This is a genomic window from Bacillus sp. (in: firmicutes) (assembly GCA_012842745.1).
GTDB lineage: Bacteria > Bacillota > Bacilli > Bacillales > Bacillaceae_J > Schinkia.
On sequence record DUSF01000056.1, the window covers coordinates 213,643 to 239,436 of the forward strand.

Sequence of the window (25,794 nt, forward strand, 5' to 3'; positions counted from 1 at the left end):
AATGGATGGTGTTATCATTGACTGAATTGGGAAAACGATTAGAGGAAGCGAGATTGCTAAAAAATCTTACCCTTGATGAATTACAAGAAATAACGAAAATACAAAAAAGATACTTACAAGCTATTGAGGCCGGAAACTATGATATTCTCCCTGGAAAATTTTATGCAAGGGCATTTATTAAGCAGTATGCTGAAGCTGTTGGCCTTGATCCTGAGAAAATTTTTGATGAGTTTGCCTCTGAGGTACCAAAAACAGAAACAGAGGTTACTAGTGGCTTATCAAGGGCACAGAAGAAGCAAACGCCGGTTTTAAATACTTCTTCATTATTTTTTTCCATCCTCCCGAAGCTGCTAGTTGTTGTTTTAGTCGTTAGTGTAGCCGCTTTTTTTTGGCTATATTTTCAAAAAAATAATGGGCAAAATAATGCGGATGGAAAACTTGAGGAAAATGTTGTTGAAAGTCAGGAAGATGAAAATGTAACGATTGTTAATCCAAATGAGGAAACAGAAGTCCCAAGTGAAGAAGAACAGCAAAATGAAGTGCCAACTGATATAGAAGAAACGCCAAATGGTACAGAAACGAACCTTGAAGATACAGAGCCACTTCCTGAGGAAACGGCAACAGTTCAGCAATTGAATCAAATTGGCCAAAAAACTGGGAATTCTCCTACCACAACATATGAGCTTAAAGGCATAAATCAATTTATGGTTGAACTAACATCGACGGGCAACAGTTACATTGGAATTAAAAATGGAAAAGGGAAGTCTTTTTATGGCGCTGAGTTAAAAGAAGGTGAAAAGATTTCTTATGATTTTTCAGAAGAACAAGAAATTGAATTAAACATTGGACGCACTTTAGATGTGGCTATTAAAATCAATGGACAGGATTTTGAATTCCCATTTCCACCTAGCGAAAAGGTACATCAAAAAATCAAGATTACTTTTAATAAAGAAATCCAACAATGAGAGGAGGCTGTCTAAAACATGTCTGGCATCCACAAACGTAATACCACTTGAATTTACATGGCTGGTATTATGTGCCTGACGCGTTTAGACAGCTATTTTTTGCTTATCATAGGAACGGAGGATTTAAACTTGAATTTACCGAATAAAATTACGATATCAAGAATCATTCTTATTCCGATTTTTTTAATGTTTATGTTAGCTCCTATTGGTTTTGGCGACCTTTATCTAATCAATGAATCACTGCCTGTTTCTCATGTAATAGGTGCTTTTGTTTTTATTATTGCCTCGACAACAGATTGGATTGACGGACATTTAGCAAGAAAGTACAATCTTGTGACAAACTTAGGTAAGTTTCTTGATCCGCTAGCAGATAAATTACTTGTGTCAGCCGCTTTAATTGTGTTAGTAGAACTTCAGCTTGCTCCTTCATGGATGGTGATTGTTATCATCAGCCGTGAATTTGCTGTGACAGGCTTACGATTAGTGGCTGCTGGTGAAGGGCAAGTTATGGCGGCAGGCCAAATGGGGAAGTTGAAAACAGTTTTCCAAATTATTGCAATTTCTGCACTGTTACTTCATAATGTACCATTTAAAGGATTCGGAATTCCGTTAGGTGAAATTGCGCTTTGGATTGCGGTGATTCTTACCGTTGTTTCTGGATGGGATTACTTTGCAAAAAATAGGGATGTTTTTAAAAATTCAAAGTAAACGGGGGCTTTAAGGACGTGAATGCGGAAATTATTGCTGTTGGAACGGAGCTCCTTCTTGGACAAATCGCCAATACGAATGCCCAGTTTTTATCAAAGGAGCTGGCAGAGCTTGGCATAAATGTATTTTATCATTCAGTTGTTGGTGATAATGAAGCGCGCTTAAAACATGTAATTGAAACCGCAAGAAATAGATCGGATGTACTTATTTTCACCGGTGGTCTCGGACCGACGAAAGATGATTTAACAAAGGAAACACTAGCTTCTGTTTTGGCGCTTCCTTTAGTTGAAGATAAAAATGTGCTAGAAACAATCGCTAGTTATTTTAAAAAGCAGCATCGGCAAATGACAGAAAATAATCGAAAACAGGCATTGGTGATTGAAGGCTCGACTATACTGTCGAACGATTTTGGCACGGCTCCAGGACTAGCTTTAGTTTGTGGTGACTGTATTTATATGCTTTTTCCCGGGCCACCTTCAGAATTAAAGCCAATGTATAAGAACTATGGGCGCAAAATTTTATTAGAACAACTTGAAATCAACGAATGTATTGAATCAAGAGTACTCAAGTTTTTCGGTATTGGCGAAGCGCAGCTTGAAACAGAGATTGAAGGTTTAATTGAAACGCAGACAAATCCGACGATTGCTCCGTTGATTGAAGACGGTGAGGCAATGTTAAGATTAACAGCTAAGAATTTATCTATAGAGAAAGCCCGCAAAATGCTAGATGACGTTGAAAGCGCGATTCAAAAACGAGTGGGTCATTATTTCTATGGATATAATGATTCGACCCTTTATCAAGAGCTCTTCCAATTATTAAAAAAGAAGAACATGACGATTGCGAGTGCTGAAAGTTTAACAGGCGGGGCCTTTTCGAAGGAATTAACGAATTTGGCGGGGGCCTCTACTGTTTTTAAAGGAAGCATTGTATGCTACGATACTGAGGTTAAGAGGAATGTCTTGAAAGTTCCAGAAAAAATAATTTATGAGCAAGGTGTTGTTAGTCAAGATTGTGCCAACTATATGGCGGAAAATGTTCGGCAGCTTTTAAATACCGATATCGGCATTAGTTTTACAGGTGTGGCCGGTCCAGATGAACAAGAGGGCAAACCGGTTGGTACAGTGTTTGTTGGTATTTCAATCACTGGGGAAGAAACAAAGGTTTATCCGCTAAAATTAGCAGGAAATCGAGACGTGATTCGAACGAGAACGGTTAAGCACGGATTCTTTTACCTGTTAAAAATTTTATTAGCAGATTGAGAAATTAAAAATTCAGGGGGATTTCCTTCTGAATTTTTTATTTTTTCTAAGAGAAAATTGGATTTCTTTAAGGTATTTACCATGAAAAATGGACGAATAAATGTTCGTTTAAAAGTTGGCAAAATGAAAAAAAACAGGTATGATAGTGATAGTTTAAGAGAAGGAGGAATTCATTTTTATGAGCGATCGTAAAGCTGCCCTTGAGAAAGCATTGAGGGATATTGAAAAACAATTTGGTAAAGGCTCGATTATGAAATTAGGAGAGCAAACAGATAGAAGACTAGCAACCGTATCAAGCGGGTCATTAGCACTTGATATCGCGCTAGGAATTGGTGGCTATCCGCGTGGAAGGATAATAGAGGTGTACGGACCAGAAAGCTCAGGAAAGACAACTGTAGCACTCCACGCGATTGCTGAAGTACAACAACAAGGAGGTACTGCGGCATTTATTGATGCCGAACATGCGCTCGATCCGATTTACGCAGAAAAGCTAGGCGTTAATATCGATGAGCTTCTGTTATCCCAACCAGACACGGGTGAGCAGGCGCTCGAAATTGCTGATGCTCTCGTACGTAGCGGAGCCGTAGATATTATTGTTGTTGACTCTGTTGCAGCATTAGTACCAAGAGCGGAAATCGAAGGCGAAATGGGTGACTCCCACATGGGGTTACAAGCGCGTTTAATGTCACAAGCATTACGTAAGCTGTCTGGTGGTATTAATAAATCAAAAACAATTGCCATATTTATCAATCAAGTCCGTGAAAAAATTGGGGTTATGTTTGGAAACCCTGAGACTACTACTGGGGGCAGGGCGTTGAAGTTCTATTCCTCCATTCGTCTCGAAGTGCGCCGTGCTGAAACAATTAAGCAAGGCACTGAAATGGTTGGAAGCAAAACAAAAATTAAAGTTGTAAAAAACAAAGTGGCACCACCATTTAAAACAGCTGATGTAGATATTATGTATGGAGAAGGAATTTCTAAAGAAGGAGAGCTTATTGATATTGCCTCAGAGCTAGACATTGTCCAAAAAAGCGGCGCATGGTACTCATATAACGAAGAACGCTTAGGACAAGGCCGTGAAAATGCAAAGCAATTTCTGAAAGAAAATCCCGATATTCTTCAGCAAATTCAAATGCAAGTCCGCGCTCATTACGGATTAGACGAAGTAGTACCTGTTGCGGAAGTAGAAAACGCAGCTGCCCAAGAGGAATTCTTTGAATAACAGTGAAAAGGCTTGGTGTAAAAACCAAGCCTTTTTTAGCGCACGTTACAAGCAACAAAGCTATGATACTTGACAATGCAAATATCCACAATTACAATTAGTATGTATAATTTCACTATTTTTAGATATTGAAAATTATGAAGAACATGTGCTGTATGTTGAAAATTTCGATGTAAGAAGCGAACGATAGCTTACATCAAAACGAGAATGATTTTATTGTTCACAAAAGATGTACAAGTCGATAGCAAGAGGAGGTGAAATGATGGACCCAATAACTATCATCTCCGTTTTGCTGGCCATACTTGTCGGTGCAGTTGTTGGTTATTTTGTTAGAAAATCCATTGCAGAAGCAAAAATTTCTAGTGCAGAACATGCAGCTGAGCAAATTATTGATGATGCCAAACGTGAAGCTGAAGCATCCAAGAAGGAAGCGCTTCTTGAAGCAAAGGATGAAAATCATAGAATTCGTACAGAAGCGGAACGAGAAATCCGTGAACGAAGGAGCGAGCTACAGAAACAAGAAAATCGATTGATGCAAAAGGAAGAGATACTTGATCGGAAAAGTGAAAGCTTAGACAAACGTGAAGCAACACTTGAAAAGAAGGAAGAATCTCTTGTCAAAAGACAACAGCATATTGAAGAGTTGGAAAGCAAAATGGATGAAATGGTTCGTCAACAGCAAGCAGAACTTGAACGAATTTCAGGCCTTTCTAGGGAAGATGCTAGACAAATTATCATTGATAATATTGAAAAAGAGCTTTCATATGAAGCTGCAATGATGATAAAGGAAAATGAGAATCGTATTAAGGAAGAGTCTGACAAAAAAGCAAGGGAAATCCTTTCTTTAGCCATCCAAAGATGTGCAGCAGATCATGTTGCAGAGACAACTGTTTCTGTCGTTAATTTGCCTAATGATGAAATGAAAGGTCGAATTATCGGACGGGAAGGACGTAATATTCGTACGATTGAAACTTTAACAGGAATAGACCTCATCATCGACGATACTCCTGAAGCAGTCATTTTATCTGGCTTTGACCCTATTCGACGGGAAACAGCAAGATTAGCTTTGGAAAAACTTGTTCAAGATGGTCGTATTCATCCGGCTAGAATTGAGGAAATGGTTGAAAAGTCTAGACGTGAGGTCGATGAACATATCCGTGAAGTCGGAGAACAATCAACGTTTGAAGTTGGTGTTCACGGTTTACATCCTGATTTAATTAAAATTCTTGGTAGGTTAAAGTATCGGACAAGTTACGGCCAAAACGTGTTAAAGCATTCCATGGAAGTTGCTCATTTAACGGGGTTAATGGCAGCAGAATTAGGTGAAGACATAACTTTAGCGAAAAGGGCAGGTCTTCTCCATGATATCGGCAAAGCGATTGACCACGAGGTGGAAGGAAGCCATGTTGAAATTGGTGTAGAGCTTGCCACGAAATATAAAGAGCATCCAGTTGTAATCAACAGTATTGCTTCACACCATGGTGATACAGAAGCGACATCTACTATAGCAGTGTTAGTGGCTGCTGCAGATGCCCTTTCCGCTGCAAGACCTGGTTCAAGAAGTGAAACGTTAGAGAATTATATTCGCAGATTAGAAAAGCTTGAAGAAATTTCAGAGTCATACGAAGGTGTTGAAAAATCATTTGCCATTCAGGCAGGCCGTGAAATTAGAATTATGGTTAAGCCGGATACTGTTGATGATTTGCAAGCACATAAATTAGCGAGAGATATTCGGAAGCGAATTGAGAGTGAATTAGACTATCCTGGTCATATAAAAGTGACTGTTATACGTGAAACTCGCGCGGTCGAGTATGCAAAATAAAAAGAAGTGGTGAATATTTCACCACTTCTTTTGTTACTACGAAATAGAATAAAGATAGGGGCTACCAAATTGAGAATTTTATTTATTGGAGATGTTGTTGGATCTCTTGGACGAGATATGATAAAACATTATTTACCAAAATTGCAAAAAAAATATAAAGCCCATGTCACGATCATTAATGGTGAGAACGCTGCCTCTGGAAAAGGAATAACAGAAAAGATATATCGTTCCTTTTTAGAAGCAGGCGCCAATGCCGTAACACTTGGTAATCACACATGGGATAATAAGGATATTTTTGAATTTATTGATCATGCCAAATATATGGTGAGACCTGCTAATTTTCCTGTAGAGACACCTGGCAAAGGGCATGTTGTTTTGAATCTTAATGGAATTGAAATTGGCATCATTAATTTGCAAGGGAGAACTTTTTTGCCTCCTATCGACTGCCCATTTAAAAAAGCAGACGAATTAATAGCGGACATAAAGAAAAAAACAAATATTATTTTTGTAGATTTCCACGCGGAAGCTACGAGTGAAAAACAAGCGATGGGATGGTACTTAGATGGTAAAGTATCGGCTGTTGTTGGGACACATACACATGTTCAAACATCCGACGCACGGATTCTTCCTAACGGAACTGCCTATATAACAGATGCGGGGATGACCGGGCCTTATGATGGCATTCTAGGAATGGAACGGGAAGCTGTTTTAAAAAAATTTCTCACAAATCTACCGGTAAGATTTGAAGTAGCATCTGGGCGTGAGCAATTGAACGGTGTTATTGTTGATATTGACCCGAAAACCGGAAAAGCGCAAAAAATTGAAACAATTTTAATAAATGATGACCATTTGTTTTTGAGTGAATTTTAAAACTTTTTTGAAAAATTATTAGAAGTAGGCAGGAATAACTGGGAATTTCGTGAATATAGTAGAAGAAGAAATGTTTTTAGATTTACTTATTCATACGAGGAGGAACCAGGAATGGAAATATTAAAAGTTTCAGCAAAATCTAATCCTAATTCTGTAGCTGGGGCACTTGCAGGGGTTTTACGTGAACGGGGCGCTGCTGAGATCCAAGCAATTGGTGCAGGGGCCTTAAACCAAGCTGTTAAGGCAGTTGCGATTGCACGAGGATTCGTTGCACCGAGCGGAGTCGATTTAATATGTATTCCTGCTTTTACAGATATTTTAATTGACGGCGAAGAACGCACAGCCATTAAATTAATTGTTGAACCACGCTAGAAAATATCATGCTGACTTTAAAAGGGGTCTGACCCCCACATTCGTATTGTGGGGTCAGACCCCTTTTTTTAAGAGGTGAAAAATATATGAATAAAATTTTTGATGCTCATTGTGATGTTTTATATAAAATGTGGCTAAATAATAAAATTTCATTCAAAGATAGTGAGATTCTTCATGTGAACTACAAAAATTTAGTATTTGCCGGCAGTAAAGTGCAATGCTTCGCTATTTATATACCAGAAAGTGTAAGATTTAATGACAGATTTGATGTGGCATTAGAGATGGTCGATATTTTTTACGAAAGAGTGCTTACCGTACATTCAAAGCTAAAACTTATTTTAAAAAAGGCAGATCTTGAACAACTTAAGGATGATGAAATTGGGGCTATTTTAACATTAGAAGGCTGTGATGCTATCGGATATGATCTTGTAAAATTGAAAACATTATATCGCCTTGGTGTCCGTTCTGTAGGATTGACATGGAACTATGCCAATGCAGTGGCAGACGGGGTTTTGGAAGAAAGAAATGGCGGTTTGTCGAATTTCGGTAAGGAAGTTGTTGAATTAAATAATTATTTAAGAATTTGGACTGACGTTTCCCATTTAAGTGAAGCTTCCTTTTGGGATACGATTGAGTTAGCGAAGTTTCCGATTGCATCACATTCTAACGCCTACTCGCTATTTCAACACTCGCGAAATTTAAAAGATAGGCAAATAAAAGCGATTATTCAAAAAAATGGAGTCATAGGTATTACATTTGTTCCAGATTTTTTAAGTGAAAATCAACAAAATGCCTATATTAATGATGTTATTTCGCATATTGATTATATTTGCTCTTTAGGCGGTGAAAATAATATTGGATTGGGCTCTGATTTTGATGGAATAGAGGAAACTGTCAATGGATTAGAGGATTTTAGCTGTTACAAAAAGCTCATTTCTGAACTGCAAAAACACTTTTCTAATGAGCAGGTTTTTAAAATTTGTTATCAAAATTTTGCGGATAAGTTCCCGAAATAACCTTATTAAAAAATTAATACACAAATTTGTCAAAAATGTGAGAGAAGGACTTGATTTTTTTGAGTTATACGTCTAGAATTGTAAACGTTTAGTACCCTTCCATACAAAAATTTACTCAAATTTTTTGGTGAAGTTGGTAATTATTTTTTGTGGAATTGTGCTACACTTAAATACGCTAAACATTTATCATAAATGTACATTCAAAAGGGGTGTAAGAGATGATCAATCAACTTTCATGGAAAGTTGGCGGACAACAAGGGGAAGGAATCGAGAGTACAGGGGAAATTTTCGCAACTGCTCTTAATCGTTTAGGTTATTATTTATACGGTTATCGCCATTTTTCTTCCCGAATTAAAGGCGGCCATACAAACAACAAAATTCGTGTAAGCGCGAGTCAAGTTCGATCAATCTCTGATGATCTTGATATTTTAGTTGCATTTGATCAAGAGACCATCGATGTAAACTTTCATGAGTTGCATGAAGGCGGAGTCGTTATTGCTGATTCCAAATTCAATCCAGTGATTCCTGAAGGTTCTAAAGTAACATTTTATTCAGTACCATTTACTGACATTGCAACAGAATTAGGCACTTCCTTAATGAAAAACATGGTAGCCGTAGGTGCATCAAGTGCTGTTATGGAATTACCTATTGAATCATTCCGTGAAGTGGTCGAAGAAATCTTTGGCAAAAAAGGCCAACAAGTCGTTGACAAAAATATGGAAGCCATCCAAAAGGGCTATGAATATATTAAAAATCAAGCTGGGGCTCAACTTTCTACAATGCAGCTTGAAAAAGCAGATGGTAAAAAGCGTTTGTTTATGATTGGTAACGATGCCATCGCAATGGGCTTTGTGGCTGGTGGTTGCCGCTTTATGGCTGCATATCCAATTACACCGGCTTCTGAAATCATGGAATATTTAATTAAGAAACTTCCTGATTTCGGTGGAACTGTTATTCAAACAGAAGATGAGATTGCTGCCTGTACAATGACAATTGGTGCGAACTACGGTGGTGTTCGTGCGATTACTGCTTCTTCAGGCCCAGGGCTTTCTTTAAAGATGGAAGCAATTGGTCTTGCTGGTATGACTGAGACACCAATCGTTATTGTTGATACGCAACGTGGTGGTCCAAGTACGGGATTACCAACAAAAATTGAACAATCTGATTTAATGGCGATGATTTATGGTACACATGGTGAAATCCCTAAAATCGTAATTGCGCCAAGTACTGTTGAAGAAGCATTTTACGATGCTGCAGAAGCATTAAACCTTGCTGAAGAGTATCAATGTCCTGTTATTTTATTAACAGATTTACAATTATCTTTAGGTAAACAAACAGTAGAACCTTTAGATTATTCAAAAGTTGAAATTCGTCGTGGCAAGCTAGACCTTAATGCTGAATTAGTGGCTGATGGACCTGACGGACAGTTCAAGCGTTACCTTGTAACTGAAGATGGCGTTTCACCACGTGTAGTACCTGGAATGAAAAACGGACTTCACCATATGACTGGTGTTGAACATAGTGAAATTGGTAGACCATCTGAAGCTCCTACAAATCGTAAAGATCAAATGGACAAGCGTCTACGTAAGTTAAAGAACATTAAGTTTAAAAATGCTGTTCTTAAAAATGTAAAGCATGATGAAGCTGACGTTCTAGTGCTTGGATTCAACTCAACACTTGGTGTTATTGAAGAAGGAATGGGACGTCTTGAACAAGATGGTATTAAAGTGAACCATGCACAAGTTCGTTTAATTCATCCATTCCCAGTTGACGAAATTCAACCATTAGTTGATGCAGCAAAGAAAGTTGTTGTTGTTGAGCATAATGCGACTGGACAGTTAACACAAATCCTTAAGTTAAACGTAGGAAATCACAATAAGGTAGAAAGTGTATTGAAGTATGACGGAAATCCATTCCTACCTAGTGAAATTTACAACAGAATTAAGGAGTTGTTATAAGATGGCAACATTTAAAGATTTTCGTAATAGTGTTAAACCTAACTGGTGTCCAGGATGTGGGGATTTCTCAGTTCAAGCTGCAATTCAACGTGCTGTTGCCAATGTAGGTGTTGAGCCGCATGAACTTGCGCTGATCTCAGGAATTGGTTGTTCCGGACGTATTTCAGGCTATGTAAATGCTTACGGTGTGCATGGTATTCATGGACGTTCGTTGCCAATTGCTCAAGGTGTTAAAATGGCTAATAAAGATTTAACAGTTATTGCTGCTGGCGGTGACGGTGATGGTTTCGCGATTGGTATGGCTCATACAATCCACGCCATTCGTCGTAACATCGATATGACATACATCGTAATGGATAACCATATTTATGGATTAACAAAAGGTCAAACATCACCACGCAGTGATTTCGGTTTCAAAACAAAAAGTACACCGAAAGGCTCTATTGAGCAGTCTATTCAAGCGATGGAAATGGCGTTAACAGCTGGTGCAACATTTGTTGCCCAAAGCTTCTCAAGCGATTTAAAAGAACTAACAGAAATCATTGAAGCAGGCATTAACCATAAAGGTTTCTCTTTAATCAACGTATTTAGCCCTTGTGTAACATACAATAAGGTGAACACTTACGATTGGTATAAAGAAAATCTTAAGAAGTTAAGTGATTTTGAAGGGTATGACCCATCGAACCGTAACATGGCAATGCAAACATTGATGGATAACCATGGACTTGTAACTGGTATTATCTATCAAAATAAAGAGCAAAAATCATATCAAGAGCTTGTACATGGATACAGTGAAACACCACTTGTTCATGCAGACCTTAAAATTTCTGAAGACAAGTTCAATGAATTGGTGAAGGAATTTATGTAATATATTGAAAAAGCTGACCGATTTGGGTCAGCTTTTTCGTGCGCTTGGCAGCATCTTTTTAATATTCGTGCTTACTATTTGTCCAAAAAAAGACAAGTGATATATTATATTGTTTAGTTGAAATTAACAGTTTATAATTAGTAAATGTATGTTAAAATGTACTATTACTGTTTATTGCAATAATGAAAGGAGATATTCATGAACGAGAAACAACGTTTAGAGCAAACTGCACAAATTAAAGTAGCTGAAAATCCTTCGGACAGAAAATCCGATCAGGACTACGCAAAATATTTTGAGTCTACTTATCAACCACCATCATTAAAAGATGCGAAAAAACGGGGGAAAGAAGAAGTCAAATTCCAGCGTGGCTATGATATTCCAGATGATATGATGGCCATTGGCAAAGACAAGAAATTTTATATTCGCACATATGGCTGTCAAATGAATGAACATGACACAGAGGTAATGTCAGGCATATTTTCTGAGATGGGATTTGAAAGCACGGATTCTACCGAGGAAGCTGATATTATTTTACTAAATACTTGTGCTGTCCGTGAAAATGCCGAAAATAAAGTGTTTGGTGAAATTGGTCATTTGAAGCAATTAAAAAGAGAAAAACCAGATCTTATCTTAGGAGTATGCGGCTGTATGTCCCAGGAAGAAGGGGTGGTCAATCGTCTTCTTCAAAAACACCAACAAGTAGACCTTATTTTTGGAACGCATAATATTCATCGTCTTCCGCAGCTTTTAAGAGAAGCAATGTTAAGCAAAGAACGGGTCGTTGAAGTTTGGTCTAAAGAAGGCGATGTCATTGAAAATCTGCCGAAAGTAAGAAACGGAAAGATTAAAGCTTGGGTCAACATAATGTACGGCTGTGATAAATTCTGCACGTACTGTATTGTTCCATATACTAGAGGAAAGGAACGAAGTCGTCGCCCTGAAGATATTATCGACGAAGTTCGCCACATAGCCGCCCAAGGGTATAAAGAAATTACGTTATTAGGGCAAAATGTTAATGCGTATGGAAAAGATTTTGACGATATAAAATATGGTTTAGGCGATTTAATGGATGAAATCCGCAAGATTGACATCCCAAGAATTCGCTTTACAACAAGCCATCCGCGTGATTTCGATGATCATCTAATCGAAGTGCTGGCGAAAGGTGGCAACTTAATGAATCATATTCATTTACCTGTTCAATCAGGAAGCACAGAAATGCTGAAAATCATGTCCCGCAAGTATTCAAGGGAGCATTACTTAGAACTTGTTCGAAAAATAAAAAAGGCAATCCCAGATGTTGCATTAACAACGGATATCATTGTTGGCTTCCCAAATGAAACTGAGGAACAATTTGAAGATACATTGTCATTATATCGTGAAGTAGAATATGATGGTGCTTACACATTCATCTATTCTCCGCGTGAAGGGACACCTGCAGCAGATATGGTAGATAATGTCCCGATGGAAGTTAAAAAGGAACGATTACAACGTCTAAATAGTCTTGTTAATGAGATTTCTGCAAAGAAAAACAAAGAATATCAAGACAAAATTGTAGAAGTTCTTGTTGAAGGAGAAAGTAAAAATAACTCCGACATATTAGCAGGCTATACAAGAAAAAATAAACTAGTAAACTTTAAAGGTCCAAAATCTGCCATTGGCCAAATTGTCAAAGTGAAAATTATAGAGGCAAAAACATGGTCATTGAATGGAGAAATGGTAGAAGAAACGATGGGGGTAACATATAATGGCTAAATATACAAAATCACAAGTAGTAGAAAAAGCGGCTGAGCTTGCAAAACTAATTGCAGAAACAGAAGAAGTTGAATTTTTTAAAAAAGCTGAGGCTGCCATTAACAAAAATGAAAAAGTTCGCAGCTTAATGAGTGATATTAAAAGCTACCAAAAGCAAGCGGTAAATTTTAAACATTACAATAAGCCTGAAGCTCTAAAGAAAGTTGATGATAAAATCGAATCATTGATGGCCCAGCTAGATGAAATTCCTGTAGTAACTGAGTTTAAGCAATCACAAACGATTGTGAATGACTTATTACAGCTTGTTTCTAGTACCATCTCACAAACGGTTACGAACGAAATCATCATATCTACAGGCGGCGACCTCTTGCAAGGTAAAACAGGCTCAGAACCAGGATGCCATCAAGAAGGTGGCTGTGAACATGATCATTTAATTCCAGAAGAAATGAAACAAAAATAGTATATAAAAAGTGAGGAAAGGTTGGCTTTAAGGGCCAGCCTTTTTCAATTTACAGATAGGCACACCTCTCCTTTACTATGCATAGAATGAACTATGTACTAAGTTATTGAAAAGCAATTTATTGCACACTAGTCATTCGCCCTGCATACGATGAAATGGAACATAAGATTGAGGAGGTAGTGCTCATATGTCAACAGAAAAAGAGCATGAATTTAAATTTAGAGAAATCATAACAAAAGCCGTTTGCGGTAAAGGTAAGAAATTTACACAATGTACCCACACCATTACACCTTCCCATAGACCGACTAGTATTCTTGGGTGTTGGATTATTAACCATGAATATGATGCTAAAAAGGCCGGAGATAACGTAGAGATTGATGGTTGCTATGACATTAATGTATGGTATTCTTATAGTGACAATACAAAAACAGAGGTTGTAACAGAAACTGTTCACTATAAGGATGTCGTCCGCTTATCATCTAAAGATGAGAATTGTATTTCTGATGATTTAGAGGTTGTGGCAAGAGTGTTGCAGCAACCAAATTGTCTGGAATGCTCGATTTCACCAAACGGCAATAAAATTGTTGTTCAAGTAGAACGGGAATTCATCGCTGAGGTGATTGGTGAAACAAAAGTTTGTGTGAAGATTTATCCAGATGCTTGTGAAGACGAGGATTCCGATGATGACTTTGTCGATGAAGAATTTGAAGATTTAAATCCAGATTTTTTAATCGCTGGAGAGGAAGAATAGGAACTAGGAAGATGCCCCTTCCTAGTTTTTTTGTGTTATAATTTTATATAACAAGCATTATTACTGGAGGATTTACGCATGGCACAATACACGCCAATGATACAGCAATACTTAGCAGTAAAGGCACAATACAAAGATGCCTTTTTATTTTTTCGCTTAGGCGATTTTTATGAAATGTTTTTCGAGGATGCGATTAATGCATCACAAGAATTAGAAATAACGTTAACGAGCCGGGAAGGCGGGGCCGAGGAGCGCATTCCGATGTGTGGCGTCCCCCATCATTCAGCTGATAATTATATTAATCAATTAATTGAAAAAGGATATAAAGTTGCTATTTGTGAACAGGTAGAAGATCCGAAGGAAGCAAAAGGTGTTGTCCGCCGCGAGGTAGTTCAGTTGATTACACCTGGTACGGTCATGCAAGGAAAAGTCATTGATGAAAAAGAAAATAACTATATCGCAACAATAACAAATTTTGATGATTGTAATTATGGTTTAGCGTATATTGATTTGACGACAGGGGAAGGACAAATTACAATCATTGCTGGTGACTGGCTTGATGTTGTTGGCGAGCTATATTCTGTCGGTGCGAAAGAAGTTGTTTTAGCTACCAATCACCCAGAACATAAATTGCAGGAATTACGAGAGCGAATGAATGTTACCATTTCGGTTGAGGAAGAAACAGACATCCCGGAATCACTATCTGAAACTAGTAAATTCCTTGAACAAACAAAATTAAAAGAAACGCTAGGTCGCCTTTTACAATATTTATTAAAAACACAAAAGCGCTCTCTAGAGCATCTTCAACCAGTTTCCTATTATGAAACGAATCAATATATGAAACTAGATATTCATTCGAAACGAAATCTAGAATTAACTGAAACGATTCGGACAAAAGGGAAAAAAGGCTCATTTTTATGGCTTCTAGATTCGACTGTAACAGCGATGGGGGCACGGAGATTGAAGCAATGGATTGAGCGTCCTCTCCTTTCGCAAGTCGAGATTGAAAATCGCCTTAACATGGTAGAAACGTTGTTGAATAACTTTTTTATCCGTCAGGAATTGCGGGAAGCATTAAAACCAGTCTATGACTTAGAACGGCTTTCAGGGCGTGTTGCTTTTGGGAATGTAAATGCCCGTGATTTAATACAATTAAAAAAATCATTACAGCAAATTCCAATCATCCTTGGCTTAATTGAGCAACTCGAAAATAACTATGCTGATGTGCTTGCACGGAATATCGACCCATGTGAGCCACTATTTGAGATAATTGATAGAGGCATCAATGAAAATCCGCCGCTTACGATTAAAGAAGGGGCCATTATAAAAGATGGCTATAATGAAAGGTTAGATACGTACCGGGATGCAGTCAAAAATGGCAAACAATGGATTGCCGAACTTGAAATGAAGGAAAAGCAGGAAACAGGGATTAAGTCGTTGAAAATCGGTTATAACCGTGTGTTTGGTTATTATATTGAGGTTACAAAAGCAAATATTCATCTCTTACCTGAAGGCCGCTTCGAACGGAAACAAACGTTAGCCAATGCGGAAAGGTATATAACACCGGAACTAAAAGAAAAAGAAGAGATGATTTTAGAGGCGGAGGAAAAAATAGTAGACTTAGAGTACGACTTATTTGTTGAAATCCGTGAAGAGGTAAAAACATATATTCCGAAGCTGCAAGAGTTAGCAAAGCTTGTTAGTGAAATAGATGTTCTGCAGAGCTTTGCACAAGTGAGTGAAGAATACCAATACACGAAACCGGAATTTTCAACAGATCGAAAAATAGTCATTAAGGATGGGCGTCACCCAGTTGTCGAAAAAGTGCTAAATTCTGGAACCTATGTAGCCAATGATTGTTACCTAGATAGTGACCATGAAATGTTGCTTATTACCGGCCCAAATATGTCAGGTAAAAGCACATATATGCGGCAAATTGCTTTAACAGCCATACTCGCACAAATTGGCTGCTTTGTCCCAGCTGATAAAGCTGAACTACCGATTTTTGATCAAGTTTTTACCCGTATCGGTGCGGCTGATGATTTAGTTTCAGGGCAAAGCACATTTATGGTAGAAATGCTTGAAGCAAAAAACGCGATAACAAAAGCAACGAAAAATAGTTTAATCTTGCTAGATGAAATTGGTAGAGGAACATCTACCTATGATGGAATGGCATTAGCACAAGCAATTATTGAGTATATTCATGATGAAATTGGCGCAAAAACATTATTTTCAACCCATTACCATGAATTAACAGAACTAGAAGAGTTTCTAAGCCGCTTAAAAAATGTTCATGTAAGTGCCATTGAAGAAGATGGGAAAGTTGTTTTTCTTCATAAAGTGAAAGATGGCCCTGCCGACAAAAGCTATGGCATTCATGTAGCAGAACTTGCAGAGCTTCCCGAAAGCTTAATCGAACGTGCCAAAGAAATTTTGGACGAGCTTGAGAATGGACAAAACACAAAAGGAAATGTTGAAAAGCAAGAAAAACTGACACAACTTCCGAAAGATTTAGCAAATGAGGATACAGGTCAGCTTTCGTTTTTTATTACAACAACAGAAAAACAAGAGCGCAAAACTAAGCATGATTCATTAACTAAACAGGAAGAACAAATATTGAAAACACTTCAATCGATTAATTTATTGGAAATGACACCGTTAGATGCAATGAATGAACTTTATAAGCTACAAAAATTAATAAAGTCGTAAAAACTAGGTGATATTGTGGGGAAAATTAGACAATTAGATCATCAACTATCAAATAAAATTGCGGCGGGTGAAGTGGTCGAACGACCAGCTTCTGTCGTGAAGGAATTAGTTGAAAATGCTATTGATGCTCATTCAACAAGAATCGAAGTGCATGTGAAGGAAGCGGGTTTAGCAGAAATCCGTCTTATCGATAATGGCGATGGCATCGAGCCAGAGGATTGTCTCTTGGCTTTTGAAAGGCATGCGACTAGTAAAATAAAAGACGAAAATGATTTGTTTCGCATCCGCACACTTGGGTTTCGAGGGGAAGCCTTGCCAAGTATCGCATCTGTTTCAGAACTCGAAATGAAGACATCAATTGGTAATGGACCTGGAACGTATATGAAGTTAAAGGGCGGTCATATTGTTAAACATGAGGTGAGTGCCAGCAGAAAAGGAACGGAGATTATTGTAAGTAATCTTTTCTTTAACACACCCGCAAGATTAAAATACATGAAAACTGTTCATACTGAATTGGGAAATATTACTGATTATTTGAATAGGATTGCTTTGGCTCATCCGGAAATTTCCATCCAATTAACTCACAATGGAAACCGGGTACTCTTCACGAGTGGGAACGGGGATGTTTTACAGGTTCTTGCCGCCATTTATGGAATGTCAATTGCAAAGCAAATGATTCCGATCAAGCTTGAAAATATTGATTTTGAAGTGCAAGGGTATGTGGCGAAACCCGAAGTAACGAGAGCATCAAGAAATTATATTTCAACGATTATAAACGGTCGTTTTATTAAAAATTATGCGCTCACGAAAGCCATTCAAGAAGGGTATCATACACTATTGCCTATTGGTCGTTTTCCGATTGCCTTCTTGAACATTGTTATGGATCCTTTATTAGTTGACGTCAATGTCCATCCGGCAAAGCTTGAAGTGCGCCTTAGTAAAGAAGCCGAGCTATGTGAATTGATTACAGAAGGCATTCAGTCCGTTTTTCGCAAACAAACTTTAATCCCTGAGGTTATAAAAGGAAAGAAAGAACCTAAGCCAGTTACGGAACAACAAGAGATGTCATTTGAACATTCAATTGAAAATGACGAAAAGTCTGCATGGAAGCCGTTCCAGGAAGTGATTAAAGAGGAGCCAGCGGAGGAACTAAGGGAAAAAGCTGTTATTACTATAAATCAAGAAGAGGTAGATAAAACGTTTGTCCCTATATCCCAAGAAGAAGTGAAAGAAGCCGAAAATGAATCGGAATCTATAGTTCAAAAAGCAACATTTATCTCCGAAAACACTGACAATGCGAAACGGGAGCGTATACCGCCGCTCTATCCAATTGGACAAATGCATGGCACGTATATTTTGGCCCAAAATGAAAATGGCTTGTATATTATTGATCAACATGCTGCTCAGGAACGAATTAAATATGAATATTTTAAAGAAAAAGTAGGTCAAGTAGAGCCTGAATTGCAAGAAATGCTATTGCCGTTCACACTTGAATATTCAAAAAATGAGATATTTATAATAGAAGAACATCTTGAAAAGTTAAAATGTGTCGGTATTTTTCTGGAGCCGTTTGGGGGAGGGAGTTACATCATTCGTTCACACCCACAATGGTTTCCGAAAGGGGAAGAAAAAGAACTCATCGAAGAAATCATCGAGCAAGTGCTGACGAAGAAAAAGGTTAGTATTCATGAATTACGCGAAGAAGCTGCCATCATGATGTCATGTAAAGGATCAATAAAAGCAAATCGTCATCTTCGAAATGATGAAATTTTTGCCTTACTCGAAACATTACGAAAAACAACCGACCCGTTTACATGTCCACATGGGAGACCAATCATCATTCACTTCTCGACGTACGAGATGGAGAAGCTGTTTAAACGGGTGATGTAGAGGCTTTTTAAGGGAAGAAGGTGGGCTTTTGTCCACTTTTTGCCCTCTTTTATAAATCTTTTAGTTGCTCTATCTAATTTTTCGCAAAATGATTTCTTCATGCTTGGTTACTTCAGCTTCTATCCTGTCCAATTTATCTGAATTTTGTTTGTATCCATCAAAGAGAGCTGTTAATTTTTGTCCGTGATTATTTTCGATACGAACAACTGCTTTTTCTACCCCGTCTAATCGGCTTTCTACCTTACCTAATCGGTTTTCTACCCCGTCTAATCGGCTTTCTACCTTACCTAATCGGTTTTCTACTCCGTCTAACCGGCTTTCTACTTTATCTAATCGATTTTCTACCCCGTCTAACCGACTTTCTACCTTATCTAATCGGTCGTTTACTTGCTCAAATCCTATTTGCATTTCACTGTAAACATTTTCAAATCCTTTTTGCATTTCACTGTACATTTTCGTCATTAATTCAAACATTTTTTCATCGTTATTCATTCTGTTCACTCCTTTTTTAGCAAAGCAAGCTGTTTAAATATGCTATATTTTTAAGGTTTCATAAATAGTAATTACATTACTCCCAACAATCTTTCAATCTACTAAATATAGTAACATACGGGAGGTAGGAAATGAAAGAACTGTTAAAGCAATATAAACGTTACAATGTAGAAAATTTTCTTATTGGAAAAATGAATGAAAGTTTGTATTCATGCCAACAATTGTTTATTATGGATAGTAGAGCATATAAAACTTTAGGTGACCTATCATGAAGAAAAAAGTCATAGCCATCATTGGGCCAACAGCAGTCGGAAAAACAAAAATGAGCATTGAATTAGCTAGTGCGCTTGGTGGCGAGATTATTAGCGGCGATTCGATGCAAATTTATCGCGGTATGGATATTGGAACAGCGAAGGTAACAAAAGCTGAAATGGATGGCATTCCTCATCATTTAATCGATATTAAAAATCCTACAGAGGATTTCTCAGTAGCTGAGTTCCAAATGTTGGCAACAGAGCTAATTGACGACATTTGTAAGCGTGGAAAAATTCCTATTATTGCTGGAGGAACAGGTCTTTATATTCAATCGGTTCTTTATAATTACAATTTTTCGGACGCTACGTCTAATCTAGAATATCGCACATTTCTTGAAAAACGGGTTGAAGAGGAAGGAATTGAAGATGTTTATAAAGAATTGCAACTAATTGACCCAGAAAGCTGTGAGCGCATCCATCCTAATAATGTTCGGCGAGTAATTCGAGCGTTGGAAGTGTACCATGAGACAGGCTTAACGATGACAGAATACTTGAAAGAACAAGAAAGTGAATCTTCGTTTAATCATCGCATTATTGGTTTAACAATGGAACGCAATTTCCTTTATGAGCGTATTAATAAAAGGGTAGATATGATGATTGAACAAGGTTTAATTGAAGAAGTAAAAAAATTATATGATGCCGGTATTAAAGATTGTCAATCGGTTCAAGCGATTGGCTATAAAGAGCTTTATGATTATTTTTCTGGTAAGGTTACAGTGGAGGAAGCGATTGAGCTTTTAAAAAGAAATTCCCGTAGGTATGCGAAAAGACAGCTAACATGGTTTCGAAATAAAATGGATGTAGAATGGTTTGATATGTCCGAAGCTGTTTCAAGCACCTACGTCTTTGAAAAAAAAACAAAAGAAATTTTAAATTTAGTAGCAGGAAAGCTTTAGCTTAAAGCGAAATAGATAATAAAGAAAGAGATGAGGAGGACTGTTCAAATTGAAACAATCCATAAATATTCAAGATCAATTTTTAAATCAGCTTCGCAAAGAAAATATCTCAGTTACCGTTTTTTTATTAAATGGTTTCCAGTTGCGGGGTGTGATTAAAGCATTTGATAATTTTACCGTTCTCTTAGATACAGATGGCAAACAACAAATGATTTATAAGCACGCGATTTCCACATTTTCACCGCAAAAAGCAGTGCAAATTGATTTAGATGGCTCACAACAATAGAAACAAGAAAAATACGGCTACATTCCAAAAAATTTGGGATAGCCGTATTTTTGTATGCGAATATTTACATCTATGATAAAAAATTAGAAGAACTTCTTTTTCCAAAAAATGATTGCAGTAATAGTTGAAAATATAATGGATAATGTCATTGGTACATAAAAGGCACGTGGGTAATCTTGGAACGGAATATGAACGTTCATCCCATAAAAGCTTGCGACCATCGTTGGCAGGGCCAAAATAATTGTGAATGATGTTAAAAACTTCATCACTATATTCAAATTATTGGAAATAACAGATGCAAAGGCATCCATCATCCCACTCAAAATTGTTGTATGTGTTTCAGCCATTTCAATCGCTTGCTGATTTTCGATAATAACATCCTCTAGCAGCTCTTTATCATCTTCATACATTCTCATGTAATTTGTTCGTAACATTTTCTGCATAACAATGTTATTTGATTTTAATGAAGTAGTGAAATATGTTAAACTTTTACTCATATTTAATAATGTAAAAAGTTCTTTATTTTTCATAGACTGATGTAGTTCATTTTCAATTTCGTCAGTCATTTTGTTAATTTGTTTCAAGTATTTGAGGTATGAAGTTGCTGTTAAATATAAGATTTGGAGTGCAAATCTTGTTTTTTTGAATGTGAAAAATTGTTTTACTTTATTTTGTAAAAAAAGGTGAAGAATGGAGTTATCCTTTAAACAAATGGTAACAAAGCACTCATTTGTGATAATCATCCCTATTGGAATTGTATCGTAAATAGGTCTGTCAAATTCATCTTTTGAAACTAAAGGCATATTGATAATGATTAAAATATTGTTATCCTCTTTTTCAATCCTAGAACGTTCTTCTTCATCTAAAGGATCTTTTAGAAAATCTAATGGAATTTGCAATTGCTTCATTAGATAATCAATTTCCTCTTCGGTTGGGGCAATAACATTGACCCAGCAGCCTTTAGTGATTTCCTCTGTTTCTTGAATGATTCCATGCTTATTCGTTATATATGTTTTTAACATAAAAAATCCTCCTCATCTTAAAGAGGAAGCCAAGTTACCATTTTCCAAAAAGAAGTTGATTTTTTTTATAGTAATCAACTTTTTGGGAATAAAGATGGTGATTGATTTCCTCAACGTTCAAACTGGGGTCAGGCTCTGTACATGGTAGATTACTCAAAAAAATCAACTCCTTTGCATTAAATATGTTTGTCCACCTTCATTATCATACTCTGACAAACTGCGATTGTAAACAAAATGTGGTGAGTGAATTAGGAATGACTGTAAAGATGCTTTTATTGGCTTTTCGTTCTAATCACTACTATATTTTTCAGAAATGGATAGAGCCAATAGCCAAGGCACACCCCTACTAGGTTTAAGATTAAATCATCAATATCAAGGCTTCCTCGTTTCGTAAAAAATTGTAAACCCTCAATCATAGCAATTGAGAAAAAACTAATCGCAAGTAATGGTCTGATACCTTGCCTGTCTTTCGTATAACAATAATACATCCCAAATGGCAACTTTGTAAGCTTTCTTTCATACAATATTTTTGGGGTGAAAAAATGCCAAGAGTAAATTACCGAAGTTCAGACATTGACTTAATGGCAAGGATGATGAGAGCAGAAGCTGAAGGTGAAGGAAAGCAAGGAATGTTATATGTTGGGAATGTAATCGTTAATCGTCTTAAAGCAAATTGTTTAGACTTTAAAGGTTTAAGAACAATTCCACATGTTATTTTTCAAGTGCAAGGAGGAAATTATTCTTTCGAAGCTGTTCAAAAGGGGAATGTATTTTATCAAAGAGCGAGAACTGCTGAAAAAAGATTAGCAAAACAGACTCTGGATTATTGGGCACAACATCCAGGAAAATATGCCCTCTGGTATTTTAATCCATATGCTCCATGCCCTCCAACATGGTACGGTCAACCTTTTGCTGGTCAATATAAAAATCATTGTTATTATGAACCAAAAGCTGGAACATGTGCTGGTGTTTATAGCGGAGGTTAAGAATGGTAAAGTTAGCTTAACAAGCCCGTAAATAGAGTAGGCGCTCGAATGTATTCATGCGCCTACTCTATTTTCATTTATCCGGTTCAAATACAAAAGTTTTCGCTTTTCGTTGCAGTTGATCCCATTGTTGAAGGAAATTCTCCGGTGCTACGGGTGGACTATAGAGATATCCCTGCACGTGAGTACACTGTTCTCTCCGCAAAATATCCATTTGCTCTGTCGTTTCTACCCCTTCTGCAATTACATCAAGCTGCAAATGTTGCGCCATTGAAATGATGGTGGATACAATCGTATCATCCTGCCCATTTTCTGCGATATCTCTAATAAACGATTGGTCAATTTTCAGGCGGTGAATCGGAAGATGTTTTAGGTAATATAGGGATGAATACCCTGTTCCAAAATCATCTATGGCGATTTTACATCCCAAAGACTTTAGAGCTTGCAAGGTTTTTGATGCGTGTTCCATATTCATCATCATGCTTTCTGTAATCTCAAGCTCCAAATCCTCAGGTGGTAATCCTGTCTCATCCAGAATTCCTTTCACCGTTTCGATTAAGTCCTGCGAATAAAATTGGCGAGAGGACAGGTTTACGGCGATTTGAAGGAATGAAAGCCCAAGATCGTGCCACTCTTTTAATTGTCTACATGCTGTCCGAAGCACCCATTCACCAATTGGGATAATAAGCCCAGTGTTTTCGGCGATAGGGATAAATTCTGCTGGAGAAATGGAGCCATAGCTTGGATGGTGCCAACGAAGCAATGCCTCTACTCCTTGTATTTCACCAGTTACAATATCCACCTGGGGCTGATAGACGAGACGGAGTTCATTATTTTGTAAAGCATGATGCAAATGGTTTTCCAAAACAAGGCGATCGAATGCTTTGCCGTCCATAGATGGTTGGTACATTTGAAAAGGAACTTGTTGTTGTTGTGCTTCCATGAGCGCCATGTTCGCGTGTTGTAAAAACTCGTCCACTTCAATTCCATTGTTGGCATAGACAGTACAACCTATGGTCACAGACACGCTCAGGATGAGATTCTTAACCTGCATAGATTCGTTAATTTGCTTTTGAATTTGTTTGCACACCGCGACATACTCGTCTTCTTGATCCAAACCAGGGTAAATAATTGCAAATTCATCCCCAGTTAGACGTCCAACAAATACGGGGGATGGAAATAGTTCTCTTAGCCTGTTTGCAACCGACTTTAGAATCGAATCAGCAAAGGAGTGTCCAAGGGCCTCATTGATTTGTTTGAACCGATCGATATCGAGTATCAGTAGTGTAAATGGTTTGTTACTTTGCATTTCCTGCGTCAGTTTCTCTTTAATGTAACGAAGATTGGGTAGTTTTGTTAAATCATCGTGAAATGCCATGTATCGTAATTGTTCTTCAGCCTTTTTTTGATTCTCTTTCATTCTATTAAAATTTAATACCAATTCACCAATTTCATCCTTGCTAGTTATTTCAATCGGCTCTTGCGAATAGTTGCTACGGGCAATTAACTTTGCCTGTTCTGCTACTTGAAGAATGGGCTTCGTCAATTTTTTTGAAAACCATAGAATGACAATCACACCAGCAAGGAACGAGAATCCAAGAGTAATTAACAAGACATAAAGTACACGATTTGCTCCAGCGTTAAAGTCGACTAAATAGGCCCCGGCACATACAATCCAATCCCAATTTGGATCTTTTTCCGCATAGGTAATTTTTGGTTCATGCACATTAGGGTTATCGGGCAAGGGCCATTCATAAGTGGCAAACCCTCCACCATTGTTGGCTGCTTTTACAATTTCTTTGGTAGAATAAACACCGTCGGTTGTCTTTACATTCCATACATTCACCCCTTCAAAGTTTGGATGTGCGAGCTCAAGCCCTGCGGAATTAATAATGAATATAAAGCCGTGTTTTCCTAAGTTCAGGCGCGGATTGATAGGGCGATGCCCGTCCGCATCTTTTTCTCCCAAAATCGCTTCTTTGACTTGTTCCTGAGCGTCCTCCAATAAAACCTTTCCTTCTTTTACTTGTTTATCCAACGCTCCAATCATTTCAATGGTCATCCGTACATCGGTTTGCAGGCCTTCAGCGCCAAGAGTATTTAAACTATTTCTGGAAGATTGATAACCAATGATTCCAATTAATAGACTTGGTACTGCTAGAAATAGTAAGGACATAATTATTAATTTTATACGTATGGGCATTCTCCAAGAACCCCCCCTTAAAATGTATAATTGTTCCAACTAATTATATTGTAACTTGCAATTGAAATAGTACAATAGCTGTGATAACAAAAATACAAAAATATTGAAATTTTTCGCTTTTATTTAACTGTTGTCAAAAATTTGACCTTGGTCAATGTTAGAATCCTCGTTATGCATTAGTATAAAGGCAGAGGAAGAGAAAACAAAGTGGACTAAACAACTTCCACAAATGACGAGGAGGATTTTCTTATGAATCAAATTATTTCTATTAACAATAAAACAACACTTGGTGAACTTGTAACTTATTTCCCTGCCATTACTACACGCCTGAATGAACTGCATATAGACTATTGTTGCCAAGGGGATCGTGCACTTGAAGCCGTTATAGAAGAAGCGGGGCTAACACCGGATTTCGTTACTGAGCTACAGAACGCATACAACGACTTTTTAGCTTCACCAGACAAGGAACTGCCAGTAACTGAGTTATCAGACGAAGAACTCATCGATCTTATTCTTGAAATCCATCATCAACCAGAGCGTGTTTTATTAAAGGAATTAGATCAACTGCTAAATAAAATTTTGCTTGCCCACTATGACCATGACAAAGAACTAGTTTTAATGCTGCATAAAAACTTCAGTGAGTTAAAGATGGAGTTAGAGATACATTTCGCCAAAGAGGAAAAGGAACTCTTCCCGGCAATTCGCAAACTTAATAAAACGCCGGAGGAAAGGGAGGCAATCCGCTTAAACATTCTCGAATTAGAAGGTGACCACGATGGCGCCGGGGAGATTATTAAGCACTTAATCAAAGAAACGAACGATTTTACGCCACCGGAGTTTGCGTGCCCTACGATGAAAGCAGCCTATGCGAAACTTCATGAATTAGCAGATGATATTTTCCTTCATATTGTTAAGGAAAATAGCGTACTATTCAAGCGCTACGAATAAAAAGTAGGCAAGCACCCATAAATGT

24 protein-coding genes are annotated in these 25,794 nt (G+C 37.5%); 20 read left to right on the top strand and 4 right to left on the bottom strand.

Translation table 11 applies throughout. The annotated features are described in order from the left end of the window. The first annotated feature begins 5 nt into the window (after nucleotides 1–5). The 15 genes from GX497_16095 to mutL all read left to right on the top strand — a co-directional run bounded on the left by GX497_16095 (nucleotide 6) and on the right by mutL (nucleotide 18,622). Nucleotides 6–965, top strand: a complete 960-nt coding sequence (locus GX497_16095; protein ID HHY74712.1) for a helix-turn-helix domain-containing protein — start codon at nucleotides 6–8, stop codon at nucleotides 963–965. Between the two features lie 129 nt (nucleotides 966–1,094). Next, nucleotides 1,095–1,673, top strand: a complete 579-nt coding sequence (gene pgsA / locus GX497_16100; GenBank protein ID HHY74713.1) for a CDP-diacylglycerol--glycerol-3-phosphate 3-phosphatidyltransferase — start codon at nucleotides 1,095–1,097, stop codon at nucleotides 1,671–1,673. A gap of 17 nt (nucleotides 1,674–1,690) precedes the next feature. Beyond that, nucleotides 1,691–2,932, top strand: coding sequence for a competence/damage-inducible protein A (locus tag GX497_16105; protein HHY74714.1), 1,242 nt, complete (start codon nucleotides 1,691–1,693; stop codon nucleotides 2,930–2,932). Nucleotides 2,933–3,110: 178 nt separating this feature from the next. Further along, nucleotides 3,111–4,154: a recombinase RecA gene (gene recA / locus GX497_16110; GenBank protein HHY74715.1), complete on the top strand. Its 1,044-nt coding sequence runs from the start codon at nucleotides 3,111–3,113 to the stop codon at nucleotides 4,152–4,154. A 262-nt stretch (nucleotides 4,155–4,416) separates the two neighbouring features. After that, entirely contained in the window at nucleotides 4,417–5,976 is a 1,560-nt protein-coding gene (gene rny / locus GX497_16115) for a ribonuclease Y (GenBank protein HHY74716.1), read from the top strand. A 69-nt stretch (nucleotides 5,977–6,045) separates the two neighbouring features. Beyond that, entirely contained in the window at nucleotides 6,046–6,846 is an 801-nt protein-coding gene (locus tag GX497_16120; GenBank protein HHY74717.1) for a TIGR00282 family metallophosphoesterase, read from the top strand. Nucleotides 6,847–6,957: 111 nt separating this feature from the next. Further along, complete coding sequence (gene spoVS, locus GX497_16125) at nucleotides 6,958–7,218, top strand: stage V sporulation protein SpoVS (GenBank protein ID HHY74718.1); 261 nt, start codon at nucleotides 6,958–6,960, stop codon at nucleotides 7,216–7,218. Between the two features lie 86 nt (nucleotides 7,219–7,304). Continuing rightward, nucleotides 7,305–8,234 (top strand): membrane dipeptidase, encoded by a 930-nt coding sequence (locus GX497_16130; GenBank protein ID HHY74719.1) that lies wholly within the window; start codon nucleotides 7,305–7,307, stop codon nucleotides 8,232–8,234. Between the two features lie 218 nt (nucleotides 8,235–8,452). After that, nucleotides 8,453–10,192 carry a 2-oxoacid:acceptor oxidoreductase subunit alpha gene (locus tag GX497_16135; protein ID HHY74720.1) on the top strand — a complete coding sequence of 580 codons (1,740 nt, stop codon included), beginning with the start codon at nucleotides 8,453–8,455 and terminating at the stop codon, nucleotides 10,190–10,192. A gap of 1 nt (nucleotide 10,193) precedes the next feature. Then, complete coding sequence (locus GX497_16140) at nucleotides 10,194–11,060, top strand: 2-oxoacid:ferredoxin oxidoreductase subunit beta (GenBank protein ID HHY74721.1); 867 nt, start codon at nucleotides 10,194–10,196, stop codon at nucleotides 11,058–11,060. A 198-nt stretch (nucleotides 11,061–11,258) separates the two neighbouring features. Continuing rightward, a complete protein-coding gene (miaB, locus tag GX497_16145) occupies nucleotides 11,259–12,812 on the top strand; it encodes a tRNA (N6-isopentenyl adenosine(37)-C2)-methylthiotransferase MiaB (protein ID HHY74722.1) in 1,554 nt (517 codons plus the stop codon). Continuing rightward, nucleotides 12,805–13,272, top strand: a complete 468-nt coding sequence (locus GX497_16150; GenBank protein ID HHY74723.1) for a hypothetical protein — start codon at nucleotides 12,805–12,807, stop codon at nucleotides 13,270–13,272. Before miaB ends, GX497_16150 begins: the two co-directional genes overlap by 8 nt. Nucleotides 13,273–13,459: 187 nt before the next feature. Beyond that, nucleotides 13,460–14,023, top strand: a complete 564-nt coding sequence (cotE, locus tag GX497_16155; GenBank protein ID HHY74724.1) for an outer spore coat protein CotE — start codon at nucleotides 13,460–13,462, stop codon at nucleotides 14,021–14,023. Between the two features lie 78 nt (nucleotides 14,024–14,101). After that, nucleotides 14,102–16,732, top strand: coding sequence for a DNA mismatch repair protein MutS (gene mutS, locus GX497_16160; GenBank protein HHY74725.1), 2,631 nt, complete (start codon nucleotides 14,102–14,104; stop codon nucleotides 16,730–16,732). 15 nt (nucleotides 16,733–16,747) lie between these two features. Then, complete coding sequence (mutL, locus tag GX497_16165; protein ID HHY74726.1) at nucleotides 16,748–18,622, top strand: DNA mismatch repair endonuclease MutL; 1,875 nt, start codon at nucleotides 16,748–16,750, stop codon at nucleotides 18,620–18,622. 69 nt (nucleotides 18,623–18,691) lie between these two features. Here the strand turns inward: mutL and GX497_16170 are convergent, their stop codons facing one another. Continuing rightward, nucleotides 18,692–19,114 (bottom strand): hypothetical protein, encoded by a 423-nt coding sequence (locus GX497_16170; protein HHY74727.1) that lies wholly within the window; start codon nucleotides 19,112–19,114, stop codon nucleotides 18,692–18,694. Between the two features lie 131 nt (nucleotides 19,115–19,245). Here GX497_16170 and GX497_16175 point away from each other — a divergent pair, with 131 nt between their 5' ends. Genes GX497_16175 through hfq form a run of 3 tightly spaced genes read left to right on the top strand, consistent with a single transcriptional unit; the run spans nucleotide 19,246 to nucleotide 20,610 of the window. Next, nucleotides 19,246–19,386, top strand: coding sequence for a hypothetical protein (locus GX497_16175; GenBank protein ID HHY74728.1), 141 nt, complete (start codon nucleotides 19,246–19,248; stop codon nucleotides 19,384–19,386). Next, nucleotides 19,383–20,324, top strand: coding sequence for a tRNA (adenosine(37)-N6)-dimethylallyltransferase MiaA (miaA, locus tag GX497_16180; GenBank protein HHY74729.1), 942 nt, complete (start codon nucleotides 19,383–19,385; stop codon nucleotides 20,322–20,324). Before GX497_16175 ends, miaA begins: the two co-directional genes overlap by 4 nt. Before the next feature lie 49 nt (nucleotides 20,325–20,373). Continuing rightward, a complete protein-coding gene (gene hfq, locus GX497_16185; protein HHY74730.1) occupies nucleotides 20,374–20,610 on the top strand; it encodes an RNA chaperone Hfq in 237 nt (78 codons plus the stop codon). Nucleotides 20,611–20,693: 83 nt separating this feature from the next. Here hfq and GX497_16190 read toward each other — a convergent pair whose 3' ends face one another. Both GX497_16190 and GX497_16195 read right to left on the bottom strand, forming a co-directional pair. After that, the gene (locus GX497_16190) at nucleotides 20,694–21,632 is read right to left on the bottom strand and encodes a magnesium transporter CorA family protein (protein ID HHY74731.1); all 939 of its coding nucleotides are present in this window, start codon (nucleotides 21,630–21,632) and stop codon (nucleotides 20,694–20,696) included. A 272-nt stretch (nucleotides 21,633–21,904) separates the two neighbouring features. Further along, nucleotides 21,905–22,120 (bottom strand): VanZ family protein, encoded by a 216-nt coding sequence (locus GX497_16195; protein ID HHY74732.1) that lies wholly within the window; start codon nucleotides 22,118–22,120, stop codon nucleotides 21,905–21,907. Between the two features lie 54 nt (nucleotides 22,121–22,174). On the opposite strand from GX497_16195, the gene GX497_16200 reads away from it, so the two are divergent. Further along, on the top strand, nucleotides 22,175–22,618 hold the full coding sequence (locus tag GX497_16200; GenBank protein HHY74733.1) for a cell wall hydrolase: 444 nt from the start codon (nucleotides 22,175–22,177) through the stop codon (nucleotides 22,616–22,618). A 73-nt stretch (nucleotides 22,619–22,691) separates the two neighbouring features. Here GX497_16200 and GX497_16205 read toward each other — a convergent pair whose 3' ends face one another. Beyond that, nucleotides 22,692–24,821: an EAL domain-containing protein gene (locus tag GX497_16205; GenBank protein ID HHY74734.1), complete on the bottom strand. Its 2,130-nt coding sequence runs from the start codon at nucleotides 24,819–24,821 to the stop codon at nucleotides 22,692–22,694. 249 nt (nucleotides 24,822–25,070) lie between these two features. Here GX497_16205 and GX497_16210 point away from each other — a divergent pair, with 249 nt between their 5' ends. Further along, the gene (locus GX497_16210) at nucleotides 25,071–25,769 is read left to right on the top strand and encodes a DUF542 domain-containing protein (GenBank protein ID HHY74735.1); all 699 of its coding nucleotides are present in this window, start codon (nucleotides 25,071–25,073) and stop codon (nucleotides 25,767–25,769) included. Nucleotides 25,770–25,794 lie beyond the last annotated feature (25 nt).